At 60.0% G+C, this 15,043-nt stretch carries 13 protein-coding genes; 9 read left to right on the top strand and 4 right to left on the bottom strand.

Going from position 1 to position 15,043, the window contains the following annotated elements; genetic code table 11:
* Positions 1-6 precede the first annotated feature (6 nt).
* Together FIV08_RS00940 and FIV08_RS00935 are read right to left on the bottom strand one after the other, a co-directional pair.
* Positions 7-615: a hypothetical protein gene (locus FIV08_RS00940; RefSeq protein ID WP_072678777.1), complete on the bottom strand. Its 609-nt coding sequence runs from the start codon at positions 613-615 to the stop codon at positions 7-9.
* A 142-nt stretch (positions 616-757) separates the two neighbouring features.
* Positions 758-2,245, bottom strand: coding sequence for an amidase (locus tag FIV08_RS00935; RefSeq protein ID WP_152437052.1), 1,488 nt, complete (start codon positions 2,243-2,245; stop codon positions 758-760).
* Positions 2,246-2,341: 96 nt separating this feature from the next.
* On the opposite strand from FIV08_RS00935, the gene FIV08_RS00930 reads away from it, so the two are divergent.
* A complete protein-coding gene (locus FIV08_RS00930) occupies positions 2,342-3,109 on the top strand; it encodes a sulfite exporter TauE/SafE family protein (RefSeq protein WP_152437051.1) in 768 nt (255 codons plus the stop codon).
* On the opposite strand, the gene FIV08_RS00925 is transcribed toward FIV08_RS00930, so the two are convergent.
* Positions 3,106-5,460 carry a diguanylate cyclase domain-containing protein gene (locus tag FIV08_RS00925; protein WP_228715465.1) on the bottom strand — a complete coding sequence of 785 codons (2,355 nt, stop codon included), beginning with the start codon at positions 5,458-5,460 and terminating at the stop codon, positions 3,106-3,108. The two genes, FIV08_RS00930 and FIV08_RS00925, sit on opposite strands and share 4 nt — an antisense overlap.
* Positions 5,461-5,615: 155 nt before the next feature.
* Between FIV08_RS00925 and FIV08_RS00920 the strand changes: the two genes are divergently transcribed.
* From FIV08_RS00920 to FIV08_RS00885, 8 genes are all read left to right on the top strand, one after another.
* Positions 5,616-6,401, top strand: coding sequence for a MotA/TolQ/ExbB proton channel family protein (locus FIV08_RS00920; RefSeq protein WP_152437049.1), 786 nt, complete (start codon positions 5,616-5,618; stop codon positions 6,399-6,401).
* Entirely contained in the window at positions 6,388-6,783 is a 396-nt protein-coding gene (locus FIV08_RS00915) for an ExbD/TolR family protein (RefSeq protein ID WP_072678782.1), read from the top strand. Before FIV08_RS00920 ends, FIV08_RS00915 begins: the two co-directional genes overlap by 14 nt.
* Positions 6,780-7,190, top strand: coding sequence for an ExbD/TolR family protein (locus FIV08_RS00910; protein WP_152437048.1), 411 nt, complete (start codon positions 6,780-6,782; stop codon positions 7,188-7,190). The genes FIV08_RS00915 and FIV08_RS00910 overlap by 4 nt, the downstream gene beginning before the upstream one ends.
* Entirely contained in the window at positions 7,187-7,945 is a 759-nt protein-coding gene (locus FIV08_RS00905) for an energy transducer TonB (protein ID WP_152437047.1), read from the top strand. Before FIV08_RS00910 ends, FIV08_RS00905 begins: the two co-directional genes overlap by 4 nt.
* 297 nt (positions 7,946-8,242) lie before the next feature.
* Positions 8,243-9,079, top strand: a complete 837-nt coding sequence (locus FIV08_RS00900; protein ID WP_058092825.1) for a formate/nitrite transporter family protein — start codon at positions 8,243-8,245, stop codon at positions 9,077-9,079.
* Entirely contained in the window at positions 9,076-10,806 is a 1,731-nt protein-coding gene (locus tag FIV08_RS00895) for a bifunctional protein-serine/threonine kinase/phosphatase (RefSeq protein WP_152437046.1), read from the top strand. Before FIV08_RS00900 ends, FIV08_RS00895 begins: the two co-directional genes overlap by 4 nt.
* Before the next feature lie 204 nt (positions 10,807-11,010).
* On the top strand, positions 11,011-11,529 hold the full coding sequence (locus FIV08_RS00890; protein WP_058092827.1) for an Hcp family type VI secretion system effector: 519 nt from the start codon (positions 11,011-11,013) through the stop codon (positions 11,527-11,529).
* A gap of 174 nt (positions 11,530-11,703) precedes the next feature.
* A complete protein-coding gene (locus FIV08_RS00885) occupies positions 11,704-12,360 on the top strand; it encodes a hypothetical protein (RefSeq protein WP_152437045.1) in 657 nt (218 codons plus the stop codon).
* 7 nt (positions 12,361-12,367) lie between these two features.
* Here FIV08_RS00885 and FIV08_RS00880 read toward each other — a convergent pair whose 3' ends face one another.
* Positions 12,368-15,043, bottom strand: coding sequence for a nitrate reductase (locus FIV08_RS00880; protein ID WP_152437044.1), 2,676 nt, complete (start codon positions 15,041-15,043; stop codon positions 12,368-12,370).

Here is a 15,043-nt window from a genome sequence, read left to right as displayed (position 1 = left end):
ACGGGCTCAGTGCAGCGCCCGCATCTGCCGTGGGTACAAGGCCGCGCTGACTTCCGGCTCTTCCAGCAAATCCGCCAGCTCGCGGTCGATATCGGTTTCCTCGCCTTCGTCCGGCAAAGGTTCGAACAGGGTGCTCAGCCAGGCAGCCACGCTTGGCGCGCTGTCTCTGTCGTAGTCGGTGGACAACGCTTTGATCCGGCGGAAGCCGATAATGCGCTGATGTTTGGGGTCGCGAATCTGTTCAAAACCCCGCCAATAGATTCTGTCACGGGTGTGCAACTGAACAAACAGGGTGTCGATGGGGCCGTTATCATCATCGGCACCATCGTCATCCTCTGCCTGGGCCTGGGGCGTTTCGGCATCGGTCGGTTTGCGACGGATGGTGGTCCAGGCCGGGTAGAGTACCGCCACGGCGTCGGCTTCCACGTGTTCGCGGGCCGCCCGCAGAATCAGACCCCAGCGGGCCTTGTCGGCATCGGTTTCCAGAGAGTTGATGGGCAGGTCGTAGCTCTGCTCACTGGACAGAACTATGGCCATCATCGGGGCGTCCAGTTCCCCCATGGCTTCGGCCTGTGCTACGGATACCAGATCGTCGATTGCCATCGATTGGTTCATAAGATGCTCGCCTCCTCGATGCCATCAGGGTAGTCAGGGAATCAGATCCCTGTGTTACAGCATAGCCTGTTCCACCAGTAAAGATAAACGTGGAGTTTGCCGGCGCGGATCACAAGGTCGCGCCGGAAGTTGTGTCAACGCATCAGAACGCGTTTTCCAGGCGTTCGTAATTAGCGAACCAGGGGTTTGCTTCCTCAAGCTGGGCGGCCAGCTGCAACAGTCGATCCTCGCGGCCATGGGCGGCGCCGAACTGGACGCCGACCGGTAAACCATCGCGGGTCCAGTGCATGGGTACCGACATCGCCGGCGTGCCGGTCAGGTTCGCAAGCTGGGTAAAGGGCGTTCGGGCCAGGCTTTCCAGCGCCATCTGATCCACCTGGCCGCTACGATGGACCAGCTTGCCCGCTTTTAGGGTTAGCATCAGCCTGGCGATCAGTTTGAGATGAGCCGGGGTGTCCATTTCACCAATCCTTGCCGGCAACTGGCCGGTGGTCGGGGACAGGTACAGGTCGAAACGCTCGAAAAATGCGCCCAGGGCACGGGCGAAGTCATTCCACTGCTGGCGACGACGAACATAGTCCGGCAACGGCATGGTGCGCCCCAGCATACCCAGTAACCGGGTCTCCAGCTCGAAATCCTTGTCCTCGGCACCAAACTGCTCGCGTGCTCTGTCCATCATTGAGGACACTTCACCAAAGTACAGGGCCAGGTAGCACCGTGCCAGGGCCATGCCGTCAAACTCCGGCCGGGCATATTCGACATGATGCCCCAGACCTTCCAGCATACGGGCGGTTTCTTCGACAGCGGCCACGCACTCCGGTGCTACCTCGGTATCGTAGGGGGAAGAGGTGAACACACCAATTCTCAGCCGCCCCGGCGATTGCTGCATCAAGTCCAACCAGGAGCCCTCCGGTTCCGTAATGCGAAACGGGTCGCCACTGGCAGGGCCGGCCAGCACATCCAGCATGCTGGCGCTGTCTCGAACTGTGCGGGACACCACATGGTCGGTCGAAGCACCGGTCCAGGCCTCTCCGGCGTGGGGCCCTACAGAAATCCGGCCGCGGGATGGCTTCAGTCCAAACAGCCCGTTGTAAGCTGCCGGAATGCGGATGGAACCACCGCCATCGTTGGCTCCGGCCATGGGAACAACACCAGCGGCTACCGCGGCACCGGAGCCCCCGCTGGAGCCCCCGGGCGTCAGTTCTGTATTCCAGGGATTGCGGCTCGGGCCCCAAAGGGCAGATTCGGTGACGGCCTTGAGGCCAAACTCCGGCGTTGCCGTGCGACCGATGAACACCAAGCCGGCCTTACGGGCACGTTGTACGAACTGTGAGTCACGGCTCGGAATATGCTTTCGCATGGCCCGGCTGCCGTAGGTGCAAGGTTGCCCGGCCTGTTCCTGGGCCAGGTCTTTCAGCAACAGGGGTACACCAGAAAACGGCCCATCAGACACCGGCGCCTGCCCCATGGCATCCGAGTACTGGGGGTGGCAGATGGCGTTGAGGGCCCCATTGACATGATTGGCACGCTCCACCGCCGCATCGGTTACTTCCCGTGGCGTCACATCACCCCGGCGGATCAGATCAGCCAGCGCTGTTGCGTCGTATCTCAGGTATTCGGACTGGTTCATGGGCCACCCTGCTTGTTGTTATTTACCCGCCCCCACTGGACTTTCGGGGCATAAACCGGAAACTCAGGAGCTTACGCCAATCCCAAAGTGAGTTCCATGGACCTGACCCTGTTTCCTGAGGCCATTAGCCCGGGCGTCGCTCTTTTCCTGCTATTGGCCTCGGCGATAACCTCAATGCTGACCGCTGTGCTCGGTGCCGGTGGTGGCGTTCTGCTGCTGGTGTTGATGGCATCCTGGATGCCACCGGCGGCCATTATTCCGGTGCACGGCATGATTCAGCTCGGCTCCAATACCGGCCGGGCAGTGCTGACCCGGCACCACATAGACTGGAAGGTGATTGCTGCCTTTACGCCCGGCGTGATCGCAGGGGCGGCGCTTGGCGCCTGGCTGTTGGTTAATTTACCCGCGCACCTCTGGCAACTATCCATCGCTCTGTTCGTGCTGTATCTGTGTTGGGGGCCGAAACTGCCAAAGGCATCGTTCGGGCCCGTCGGCATTTTTACAGCGTCCGCCGTCACCAGTTTTGTCAGCCTGTTCGTGGGCGCCACGGGCCCCCTGGTCGCCGCCTTTGTCAAGCAGATTCACCGGGATCGCTTTAAAACCGTGGCCACGTTTGCCGCTGCCATGACCCTGCAACATGCGCCCAAAGCACTGGTCTTCGGGGTTGCCGGATTCGTGTTCTCGGACTGGCTGCTGTTCATTCTCGCCATGATTGCCTGCGGCTTCACCGGCACCTGGCTGGGGCTGCACGTTCTGAAATCCATGACCAACCGGTGGTTCAGCCTCGCCTTCAATCTGGTACTGACACTTCTGGCGCTGCGCCTGCTGTGGCAAGCGGCGGAGTCCGCCGGCTGGTTGGCCTAAAGTCCCGTGTCGTCGGGCGGGGCGGGCACCGAGACCACCGCATTGCGCCCCCGTGATTTGGCGATATAGCACCCTTCATCCGCCCGTGCCATGACCTCCCTCGGGCCGCTGTCACCTGCAGACACCAGCGTGAGTCCAATGCATACAGTCACACCGAAAGAGCGGCCATCGTGCTGGACCTTCAGCGCCTCGACCCGGCTGCGCAGGTTTTCTGCCAGGGCTTCGGCCCGGTCCAGACCACATCCGGGCAACAGAATCGCAAATTCATCACCCCCCAACCGTGCGACGGTATCCGATTGGCGAACCGCGCTCTGGAACAGATCCGCCAGGCGTTTCAACAGGTCGTCGCCCACCAGGTGGCCGCCCTGGTCATTGACCGGTTTGAAATGATCCAGATCGATCATCATCAAAACAGCGGGCGTTGCCTGGTGTGGCGCCTCAGCCAGCGCTTTCAGCAACGCGGCAGTGAAAGCCCGGCGATTCACCAGTTGGGTAAGCGCATCGTGGGTAGCCTCCCAGGAGAGCCTTTCTTCTTCCCGACGCCGTTCGCTGTCGTCCCTCAGCACAAAGACGAGGCGTTCCTCATGCTCACCCCTGCGCAAGTGCAACATGGTGAGATCAATGTCGTAGACCTGACCCTGCGAGTTTTCCAGAGTGACGTACCGGTTATCGATTTCGTCGCCTTCCTGAAACTCCTCCGGCTCCATCTTGTGGTTGTCATAACGAAAGACCACCGTCTCGAAGAAGTTCTCGCCAATGCAATCATCCCCCAACGCAAGAAACTCGCCGGCTGCGTCGTTGGCGTACCGGATCAGGCCCGCCTTGTCGACCATCAGAACGCCTTCCTGCAAAACATCCAGTATCGAATCGGCCCTCTGCTGCTCTTCCCGGAGCGCCTGCTCAAAGCGCATTTCTCGGGTGACATCCCGCACAATAGTGATGGTGCCAAGAGCCTGGTCAGGCAGTTCAATAACCGACGTCATGGTATCTACCCAGACATACCCCGGTGAACGGGTGGTCAGCAACCGCAGTCGTCCACGATAAAACCTGCGCCGGGTCAATGCCCGGCGCCAGCCTGCCAATGCCGCGTCGCGATCTTCAACGGCCACTTTCGAGCTAAGGTAGCGCTGGGTAACCTGTTCCGTCGTTTCACCGAGAATGTTCAACAGTGCCGGGTTAACAAATTCAATCCGGCCGAGAATATTGGAGTGGACAATGCCAATGGGGGCATCCTGGGTCAGAGAACGGAAGAACGCCTCCCGCTCAGCCAATGACCGAAGAATCTCGTCGCGCTCATGGCGAACCATGTTGAAAACCCGGGCCACATTCCGGATTTCCCGCCCCCCGGTTTCCGAGACCGGCATCTGGCGTTCGCCGGTATGGCGCTGATAGATCTGAATGCTCAGATCGCGCAGTGGCCGCAACAAGCGATGGAAGAACCAGAATGCCAGGGGGATCAACACAACCAGTACTGACAACAGGGTCCAACTGAAAGCGTCACGCATACGGTTGACCGACGCGAAGGCATCCGTCTCGGGCCAGACCGCCGCCACAAACCAGGGCACTTGGGCCATTTGCCCATAGGCAGTGATGGTCGGCATTTTCTGGTCAGACTCATCGCGAAGTGTACCTTCAAATCCCTCCATGGCACGTGCAATAGAGCTCTGCCGGGCATCCACCGGTACCATAACCCGACCGTCACGGCCATCAGCCAGTACCACCCCCTGGCGGGTTATCAGGCGCAGATAGCCCGCATCCCCCACACGAATCCCGGAGATATCGCTCATGAAGTTGTCACCATTGAGCAGAATCAACCCGCCAATCATGCCAGTGAAACGTTTACGGTGATCAAAAAGGGGTGCAGCCAGCATCACGCCTGGCCGCCCCTCAAGAGCGGTAACGTACGGTTCACTGATAATCGGCACTAGCTGGCTGGAAACGGCTTTGAAGTATGGCCGTTCCGAGGCATTGAAACTGGGGATCAGGTAATCAAGGGGATTGGCGGCCAGTAGCTTACCCTCGGCATCCATTATAAACAGAGCATCAAACAGCCTGAGCAGCGAGGCCTGCTGACGCAATATGACTCGCGCCCGATTCTGGAGCAGGGCTTCGGAGGCCGGGATTTCACTGGCAACGTGAGAGAGAACATCACGCCGCAGAGCAAGTTTCTGGTCAAGGTCACGAGCCACCATTTCGACAATCGCTTCCACTTGCTGGTGTGCCTGATGCTCCAGTTCAGCCCGGCTCAGCGCAGAACCGATACTGGCCACCACCACCGCGGTCACCAACACAAAAGCCACGACCAGGGCAACTGCCCGATTCGCCAGACTCGCAAACCACAACTTTATCAAATAACCAACCTTATGCCGTCCAAATAGTGCACAGCGCATTCTACGAACTTTATGAAAGTGTAGCAAAGACAGGTTTTTCCAATCAGATTCCCGCTTGTAATTTCAGTGATAATCGTTATTATTTAGATCTATTTTCATTTTCCGAGCGATTCTGTATGGATTCCATCAGCCCTGCATCCGCCGCACTGGCCCAGCACGGCCCCCTTGCCCAACTGATCGACATGGGCGGACCGGTGATGATTGTGCTCATCGCCATTGCCGTTATCGGCCTCGTCACCTTCGTTTATCTGATGCTGTTCGGCGCTTTGTACGCACCCCGATACACCCGCAGGCTGAAGCACCTTATCCAGCAGTGGCAGTCCTCCCCGGCAGATACCCGGCCCGAAAAGGTGCGGGAGCAGGCGGGCTTTTTGGGCCGTTGTAATCCTCTGATGCATTTGATGGTGAATACCATGTCGGCCTGCAAAGGCACGGCAAACACCACAGCGGTTCGGGAGACCGCCGTGCGGGACGCCCAACACGCTCTGGAACCCTTTGAAGCGCCGCTCAAGATCATTGAAGTGATCGCAGCCCTGGCGCCACTGCTTGGCCTGCTGGGCACGGTTATGGGCATGATGGAAGCCTTCAGCGCCATGGCGGCAACCGATGGCCGTGCCAATGCCAGCCAGCTCAGTGGCGGTATCTACGAAGCCCTGACCACCACTGCCGCAGGCCTGGTCATTGCGATTCCATTTGCGGCACTGGCGGCCTGGGTGGAGTTTCGCCTGAGACGCATTCACAAGGTTATTAACAGCACCCTGGTAAGCGTGTTTAACGTGCTGCCGGCCACAGAGCCGCAGCCTGTTACCGAGCAACCCGCAGTTGCTGCGGAGCAGGCCGCTCAAGCCAGCCACAGCTACGACACCGCAGACAACCCGCGTTTTGCCCATGCAGCTGGTTGAGCCCCGACCAAACAGGCCCATACCGATCCGGATTACACCACTGATTGATGTGGTGTTTATCCTGCTGGTGTTTTTCATGCTCACCACCAGGCTGTTACCTGTGGATTATCTGGAACTGGGCAACGACACCAGCCAGCGCAGCACCACCGAAGGCGACCCACGCCCGGAACTCCGGGTCGAGTTAGATGGCCGCATCCTTTGGCAGGAAACCCGCTACAGCCTGCAGGAGCTGGTACCGGCCCTGACCGCCGCCGGCGTTTCCGAAGCAAACCTCGAGACGGCTCCAGAGGCCAGCCTGGCCAGCTTTACCCGTACGCTGAGCACGCTGGATAACGCCGGCATCACCCCCCACTGGAAACGTAGCGGCACACCCGAATCATGACCGACCTGGTTCCACCCCCCGCCACCTCCGGAAAAGGTCTGCTGGAACGTGTTGAAGATGCGTTGCTGCCGCTGATCAATCTGGTGTTCCTGCTATTGATGTTCTTTATTGTTGCCGGCCAGCTCACTGAAGACCCATTGCCGGAACTGCCGGGAAGCTCGCAGCTAAAAGAAGAGCGCGCTCCAGAGGCAGATCTGATGGTCAAGGCCGATGGCAGCTGGACCGTGGGTGGTGAAGCGGTCAGCCGGGACCGACTGCTGGCAAGTTTGCCCGAACCTGAAGAGCAGGCGTCTTTACGCATTGCAGCGGACCAGGGCTTGACCATGGCTGACCTCGAGGATCTGCTTGGCCTTCTGGAAGCCAGCGGCTACACCGACGTGCTGCTGCTGACGGAGCCCGGGGCATGACAACCGCAGGCCGGGGCCCGAAAGCACTGATTCTGACCGCCGCCATTGTGGCGACGCTAGCCACGCTGGCACTGATGGCGCCGGACAACCCCATGGAACTTCCGGTGCTGGGCGACAGCGCTGTCAACACCGCTCCGGCCATCCGGATCAGCCTTGCTGGCCGACAATCGCCAGAACCTCAACAGGAACCCGTGGCGGAACCGGAACCCACCCCGGAACCCGAGCCGACACCGGAACCGGAACCGGAACCTGAGCCTGAGCCTGAGCCCGAACCTGAGCCCGAACCTGAGCCAGAACCCGAACCCGAGCCCGAACCGGCTCCGGAGCCAGAGCCCGTTGCCGAGCCAGTCAGCGAGCCCAGCACGCCAGCACCCACGGATTCAGCGGCTGTAGAAGAAGCCGGGGAGGAAGCAGATGCCGATAACAGCCAGGATGCGATACCCCTCCAGAACGCCGGGAACTCCAGCGATGTCGACAGCTACCTGAGCAAACTCAGCCGCCACCTGGCCCGCTATTACGAATACCCCCGGCGAGCCCGCCGCCTCGGGCAGGAAGGCACCCCGGTGATCGTCTTCGAATTTGCCCGTGACGGCTCGCTGGTCAGCCATTCGCTGCGAGACAGCTCCGGGCATCAACTGCTTGATGACTCAGCCATGCAGATGCTCGCCCAGGCAGCGCCCCTGCCCAAGGTTCCGGACACCATGCGCGGCCAGACGTTTACCTACGCGCTGCCCGTTCGCTTCAGCTTGCGCTGAACCCGCACCACAGAAGCGCAGATCGCACTGAGCCGGTGCAGGCCGGCAAACATCGTCCCGGGCACACAGCCCGCCGTCCTTTTATTACTTACTGAAATAAAAGCCTTTTCCCCGAAAGGCCCAGAGCTGGCACGGTGCCTGCTCAGTCCTGCTCAGCAGATCGAATTTTGTCTGCCCAAACAGCAATCTTTCAGACGACGGCGTCTGCTCATGCCTGCCACTCACGGCAGCCCATGGGCGTCGTCGTTTTTTTTCGCCCACGGAAAAACGGGCAAAGAAGGAACCAGGGGATAACCTATGTCTTACATCATGCCTTCGGAATTTGTCACCAAAATGGTGGATACCGGTGAATCAAAAATCTACATGGCTACCCGGGATGTACTGATCCGAGCGTTCATGGCTGGCGCCATTCTGTCCCTGGCAGCGGTATTCGCGGTCACCGTTGCCGTTCAGACAGGCAGCCCGCTGATTGGCGCCATGCTGTTCCCGGTGGGCTTCTGCATGCTCTACCTGATGGGTTTTGACCTGCTCACCGGGGTATTCATGCTCACCCCCCTGGCACTGCTGGACAAACGCCCGGGGGTGGATACCCGCGGCATTCTTCGCAACTGGGGCTGGGTATTCCTTGGCAACTTTGCCGGCGCTTTAACCGTCGCTGTCATCATGGCCTTTGTCTTCACCTACGGCTTTAATACCGAACCCGGCGTGGTTGGCGACCGCATTGCTGCCATTGGCAAAGAGCGCACGCTAGGCTACGCGGAACACGGGGTAGCCGGCTGGTTTACCATTTTTCTGCGGGGCGTACTCTGTAACTGGATGGTGTCGATGGGCGTGGTCGGGGCGATGATCTCAACCACGGTACAGGGCAAGGTGCTGGCCATGTGGATGCCAATCATGCTGTTCTTCTACATGGGCTTTGAGCATTCCATCGTCAACATGTTCCTGTTCCCCTTTGCCCTTCTGATGGGCGGTGAATTCGGCATCATGGACTACTTTGTCTGGAACGAAATTCCCACCGTGCTGGGCAACCTGGTTGGCGGCCTGTCGTTCACTGGTCTGACTCTCTATGCCACTCATGTGCGCACGGCTCCCAAGCGCACCCTGCCAGAACGCTTTAACACCAATGCGGTATGATCTCACAGCTCGAGGTCTCTACCGGCCAGCACACTGACCCGGGGCCCAAGCCGGTCAACCAGGATTTTCATGGACTGGTGATCCCGGCCGACCATCAGCTGGGCACCAAGGGTATCGCGGTGGCAATTGCCGATGGCATCAGCTCCAGCAACGTCAGCCAGATTGCCAGCGAATCGGCCGTCGCGGGCTTTTTGAACGACTATTACGCGACACCGGACAGCTGGTCCGTAAAACAGTCTGCCCAGCGGGTGCTTCGGGCTACCAACGCCTGGCTGCACGCCCAGACCCGGCAAAGCCGCTACCGTTATGATCAGGACAGGGGCTACGTCTGCACCCTCAGTGTGCTGGTACTGAAATCGGCGACAGCCCATCTGTTCCATGTTGGCGATGCCCGTATTTATCGGTTACAGGGGGGCTCGCTGGAGCAGCTAACCACCGATCACCGGGTATGGTTGTCACAGGAAGACAGCTGCCTGAACAGGGCCATGGGGCTGAGCCAGCAGGTCGACATCGACTACCTGGCGGTGCCGGTATGGCCGGGTGATACTTTTTTGCTGGCGACTGACGGCGTCTATGAACATCTGACCGAGCGTGACATGGCCGGCATTATCCGTGCGGCCGGTGACGACCTGGACGCCGCCGCCGGAGAGCTGGTCTGCCGCGCTCTTGCCGCTGGCAGCGACGATAATCTGAGTGTGCAGCTGGTTCATGTAAATTCTGTTGCCGCCGGAAAGAGCAGCGCCGAAGTCGCACGGGATGTTCAGCAGTTGCCCTTCGCCCGGGAACTGGCACCGGGGCAGGTACTGGATGGTTACCGTATTGTGCGGCCGATTCACGTCAGCAGCCGCAGCCAGGTTTACCTGGCCATCGATGACGCCAGCCATCAGCAAGTCGCCCTGAAAGTGCCGGCCATGGAACTGCGCGAAAACCCGTCGGGGCTGGAGCACTTTGCCACCGAGCAATGGGTAGCCCAGCGCATCGACAGCCCTCACGTGGTGAAAGCGTTTGCGCCGGAACGCCCACGCAGCTGCCTGTACCTGGCCACCGAGTACGTTCAGGGCATCAGCCTGCGGCAATGGCTTCTGGACCACCCGGCGCCGGCACTGGAAACCGTGCGCCAGCTGGTGGAACAGATTGCCCGGGGGCTGCGGGCGTTTCACCGGCTGGAAATGGTGCACCAGGACCTGAAACCGGAGAATATCCTGATCAACGGCGAGGGCACCGTGGTGCTCATCGACTTCGGCGCCACCCGCATCGCCGGCCTGCAGGAACTTCATGGCCACGATGAGCCCACCTGGCCCCGTGGCGCTGCACTGTACAGTGCTCCGGAAGCCTTTCTCGGTGAAACTACCGGCTGGCAGGCGGACCAGTTTTCCCTGGGCGTAATCGCCTATCAGATGCTGACCGGCCAGCTACCCTACGGCACACGGATACCGGGCATTCGCAATCACCGCCAGTTGCGTCAGCTTAGATACCATCCCGCTCGCCTGCACCGGGAGGACCTGCCAGCCTGGATTGACCACGCCCTGGCCCGTGCCCTGCACCCGGAACCCCACAAACGCTACCCGGCCCTGTCGGAGTTCCTGTTCGACCTTCGCCAACCCAATCCACAGTGGCAGCAGCATCACCAAAAACCCCTGATGGAGCGCCACCCGGTGGCCTTCTGGCAGGGAATGTCTGCGCTGTTGTTACTCGCCTTGCTGGCATCATTCGCCTGGCGCCCCTGAGCGGGCAACTTCTTGCCCGGCCAGCAAAAGCTCGCCCAAAGGGCAAGCAACGGTTTGCTCACGACAAATTTCAGTGTCGCCAGAAATTACTTAGGCGATTGTATTCAATAGTTTTTTTAGAGTTGGCACAGCGCTTGTTACCAGTAAGCGCGTCCAGGGAACAGCCCGGGGACAAACATTCACTTAAACGTCATGGAGCAGACTATGCCAACTCCTTGTTATATCAGCATCGAAGGTAAAACTCAGGGTAACATCACCGCTGGCGCATTCACTTCCGACTCCGTAGGTAACATCTACGTTGAAGGTCACGAAGACGAAGTGCTGGTTCAGGAATTCAGCCACGTTGTCACCGTTCCGACTGACCCACAGTCTGGTCAGCCTTCCGGCCAGCGTGTACACAAGCCGTTCAAGTTCACTTCTGCCCTGAACAAAGCCACCCCGCTGATGTACAACGCCCTGGCTTCCGGCGAAATGCTGCCGAAGGTAGAGCTCAAGTGGTACCGCACTTCCGTAGAAGGTAAGCAGGAGCACTTCTTCTCCACCATCCTGGAAGATGCCACCATCATCGACATCAACTGCAACATGCCCCACTGCCAGGACGCAGCCAACGCTGACTTCACCCAGCTGGTAACCGTTTCCCTGTCTTACCGCAAGGTCACCTGGGAGCATGCCGTTGCCGGTACTTCCGGTGCAGACGACTGGCGTACTCCGATCGAAGCCTGATTTTTCAGGATCGATCACCCAAAACGGCTGGCCTTCGGGCCGGCCGTTTTTGTTTTTAACGGCAGATTACCGGAGAATACTGTTTTCACATTACCCCACAGCATGGGCTAAGCCGGATCGATGACTTCTGTGACACCCCCGCATTCAGAAACCATTCGAGCAATCGGCACTCTCATGTGCCAGGCCACGCGCCACATCCTGTGGACGCCCGTCGAAGCCCAGGTTCGGGAGCAAAACCGGGGCGCAGGGCTGGCGTTGCGGGTGGGGTCAGGCCAGGCCACCTATCACCGTTATGATCCGGCGCGTAAACAGCATCTAATTAACTACGGGGCGCGGATGATTGCCGCCAAGCAACAGCCGGAAACCGCCCAGGGCTGGTTATCGACGCGGGAGATCCGGGGCCGGGGCTATTTTGGGGGCGAGGTGAGTGTATTGAACCTGCTGGCCCATACCTGCTGCCATGAGTTTGCCCATTTGCTGCAATACAGTGTAGGCCAGCGACACTATGGTTCAGTGCACAACCGGCATTTCTATTCGGCGCTGGACGGGTTGTATAGCAGCGGTGCGGCGATCGCCACCCGGCAGTATCTTGAGGAGACTGCAGGAAAAGCCGGAGTGGAGCTTTCCAGCACACGCTTTGAATTCCCCAACCCCGTCCGGGCACTCCAACAGTGGCAAATAGGCGATGCGGTCTGTTTTGGCGAAGGCCGGCACGAGAAACGGGGCCAGGTCGTCCGGGTGAACCGAAAAACCTGCACGGTTGCGGTTACTTTGAATGCCCGCGGTTTGCGGTACCGGGTGCCGGTTTCTCTGCTACGCCGCCCGGACTGATCCGGTTTCAGGCAGGCTCCCGATCCGCCGATTTCGCCAGCAAACCACGAATTTCAGGTATACAAGAGCCACAATTGCTGCCGCACTGCAGCCGCTGGCCCAAGGCTTCAACGCTGGCGGCCCCATCTTCGATTGCCTGGTTGATCTGGCGCTCGCCTACCTGGAAACAGCTGCAGACCAGCGGTCCGGTCGGTTCTGCATCAATCGAGCCTGCAGCCAACAAGGATCGGCGCTGCTCCGGCGTTAGGTTATCGGAGCCAAAACAATCATCCAACCAGCCGAGGTCCGGCATGGATTGCACACAGGGCTCCACAAGCAATACGCCATCCAACCGGTTGCCAGTGAGCCAGATCGCACGAAAACGACGCCGGGCAACATCTTGCATAACCAGCTCCGGTTCCCTGGCGAACACCTGCTGGGCCCATTCACGCCAGTCCATGGACCGTCGACCGGCCAGCCACCAGGACCGGCTATGAGGCAGCGCCTGGTGGCTCCAGTAGTCCAGTGACGTAGCGTCCAATGTGGTGCCCCCGGCCGCGGGCAGCATCAGCCGGGCTTGCCATCGAGTGATGAGTGGCCGAAGGGTGGCTACGCCAAATTTGGCTTCCGGCTGTCCCGAAATCGGGTCGACGATGGGGGCGATCAGGTTGGAGGCCAGGGCTGAGGATGCAAACTGCCGGTTCCAGTGAATTGGAACGAATACCTCTCCGGGTCTCTGTGCGGCGCTGGCCCGGACCCGGCCGGTAAATCCCTTTCGGGTTGGCCCTGTCAGGGTAGCCAGTGCACCTTCAATCAAACCAAAGGTGGCGATGTCCTTCGGGTGAACCTCGATAAAGGGCTCACTGCGATGGGCAAACAGTCTGGGCGCCCGTGCCGTGCGAGTCATGGTGTGCCATTGGTCCCGGATACGGCCGGTATTCACGATCAGGGGATACCGGGCATCGGGCTGCTGTCCGGGCGGCAGGTTCGAAACCGGTACCAGGCGGGCGCGGCCATCGGGCGTGGGGAAACGACCATCGGAGAACAGCCGTCGGGTCTGCAGCCAGGCGCCGGGATTGCCCCCGGTAAGCGGCCACTGCACGGGTTGGAGCCGGTCATATTCCGCGGGGCTCAGCTTGGCCAGGGCGGAAATATCAAACACTCGCTCACCGCCGTTACCATAACCGGACAGTGCCGCATGTTCCCTGAAAATCTCCGCAGGTTCCTCGTAATCAAAGGCGTGACCATAACCGAGCGCCTGGGCGACATCCCGGATGATTCGCCAATCCGGCCGGACACCCTCTGGCACGGGCAAAAATCGACGCTGGCGTGAAATGCACCGTTCCGAGTTGGTCACGGTGCCGTCCTTCTCGCCCCACCCGGCGGCAGGCAGCAGGATATCGGCATACGCCGTGGTATCGGTCTGGGCCACGCAGTCTGAGACTATGAGGGTCTCGCATCGCGCCAGGGCCTCCCGAACCCGTGTGCTGTCGGGCAGGCTGACGGCAGGATTGGTGCCCATCACCCAGAGCACCCGTATGTCGCCCCGATGAACGGCTTCAAACAGATCCACCGCCTTATAGCCCGGTCCCGCTGCCAGTTTCTCGCTGTGCCAGAAGTCGGCAACCCGTTGCACCGCGCCGGGCGTGTCGTAATCCATATGGGCCGCCAGGGTGTTGGCCAGACCGCCCACTTCCCGCCCACCCATGGCATTGGGTTGACCGGTGAGTGAAAACGGACCGGCGCCGGGCCGGCCAACACGCCCCGTGGCCAGGTGGCAGTTGATAATGGCGTTGGCCTTGTCGGTGCCAGCCACCGACTGATTGATACCCTGGGAAAAGGCGGAGACTGTCCGATCGGTCTCGGCGAACCACCGATAGAAGCGTTCCACATCCGCAGCCCGAAGGTCACATCCACGGGCGACTGCCAGTACCGAAGGAGCGCAGGCGCGGGCCACGCTCAGGGTTTCCTCGAAACCGTTGCAATGCTGATCCAGGTACTGTGTGGCCAGGGCTCCGTGGTCATTCAGCCAAACCAGTAAGCCATTGAACAGCAGGGTGTCGGTTCCCGGCCGCAGTTGCAGGTGCAGGTCAGCCATCTCTGTGGTTGCGGTTTGCCTTGGGTCAATGGCCACCACTTTGCGCCCGGACCGGTGGGACGCTTTTATCCGCTGATAAAGCACGGGATGCGTCCAGGCGGCATTGCTGCCCGCCAGCACCAGTAAGTCCGCCAGTTCGAGGTCCTCATAACAGCCGGGCACGCAGTCCTCACCAAACGCCCTCTTGTGGGCTGCCACCGCGGACGACATGCACAACCGGGAATTAGTATCCACGTGCGGGGTGCCAATAAAGCCCTTGGCCAGCTTGTTGGCGATGTAATAGTCCTCGGTGAGCAGTTGGCCAGACAGGTAAAAAGCCACAGACTCCGGGCCATGATCTCTGACCGAAACACGGATGGCCTCCGCTACCCGGTCAATAGCTTCCGACCACTCAACGTTATGCCCTGTCACACGAGGGGCCAGCAACCGGTCGTGTCCGGTCACGGTCTCATGCAACGCAGAACCTTTGACGCAAAGACGACCATTATTGGCCGGGTGTCCTACATCGCCCTGAACGGCGTCAGGTTTCGCCAGAACGCCACAACCCACACCGCAATAAGGGCAAGTGGTAGCGGTACTTTCAGGAGTGGTTCGGCGGTTTTTCAT

The organism is Marinobacter sp. THAF197a (assembly GCF_009363275.1).
GTDB lineage: Bacteria > Pseudomonadota > Gammaproteobacteria > Pseudomonadales > Oleiphilaceae > Marinobacter.
Note: the sequence above shows the minus strand (reverse complement) of the source record. Positions and strands in the feature narration are given on the sequence as shown.

What these genes read in the sequence shown, in the direction of transcription:
- FIV08_RS00940 (WP_072678777.1), bottom strand. Translation starts at nt 615, where the DNA reads ATGAACCAATCGATGGCAATCGACGATCTGGTATCCGTAGCACAGGCC.
- FIV08_RS00935 (WP_152437052.1), bottom strand. Translation starts at nt 2,245, where the DNA reads ATGAACCAGTCCGAATACCTGAGATACGACGCAACAGCGCTGGCTGAT.
- FIV08_RS00930 (WP_152437051.1), top strand. Translation starts at nt 2,342, where the DNA reads ATGGACCTGACCCTGTTTCCTGAGGCCATTAGCCCGGGCGTCGCTCTT.
- FIV08_RS00920 (WP_152437049.1), top strand. Translation starts at nt 5,616, where the DNA reads ATGGATTCCATCAGCCCTGCATCCGCCGCACTGGCCCAGCACGGCCCC.
- FIV08_RS00915 (WP_072678782.1), top strand. Translation starts at nt 6,388, where the DNA reads ATGCAGCTGGTTGAGCCCCGACCAAACAGGCCCATACCGATCCGGATT.
- FIV08_RS00910 (WP_152437048.1), top strand. Translation starts at nt 6,780, where the DNA reads ATGACCGACCTGGTTCCACCCCCCGCCACCTCCGGAAAAGGTCTGCTG.
- FIV08_RS00905 (WP_152437047.1), top strand. Translation starts at nt 7,187, where the DNA reads ATGACAACCGCAGGCCGGGGCCCGAAAGCACTGATTCTGACCGCCGCC.
- FIV08_RS00900 (WP_058092825.1), top strand. Translation starts at nt 8,243, where the DNA reads ATGTCTTACATCATGCCTTCGGAATTTGTCACCAAAATGGTGGATACC.
- FIV08_RS00895 (WP_152437046.1), top strand. Translation starts at nt 9,076, where the DNA reads ATGATCTCACAGCTCGAGGTCTCTACCGGCCAGCACACTGACCCGGGG.
- FIV08_RS00890 (WP_058092827.1), top strand. Translation starts at nt 11,011, where the DNA reads ATGCCAACTCCTTGTTATATCAGCATCGAAGGTAAAACTCAGGGTAAC.
- FIV08_RS00885 (WP_152437045.1), top strand. Translation starts at nt 11,704, where the DNA reads ATGTGCCAGGCCACGCGCCACATCCTGTGGACGCCCGTCGAAGCCCAG.
- FIV08_RS00880 (WP_152437044.1), bottom strand. Translation starts at nt 15,043, where the DNA reads ATGAAAAACCGCCGAACCACTCCTGAAAGTACCGCTACCACTTGCCCT.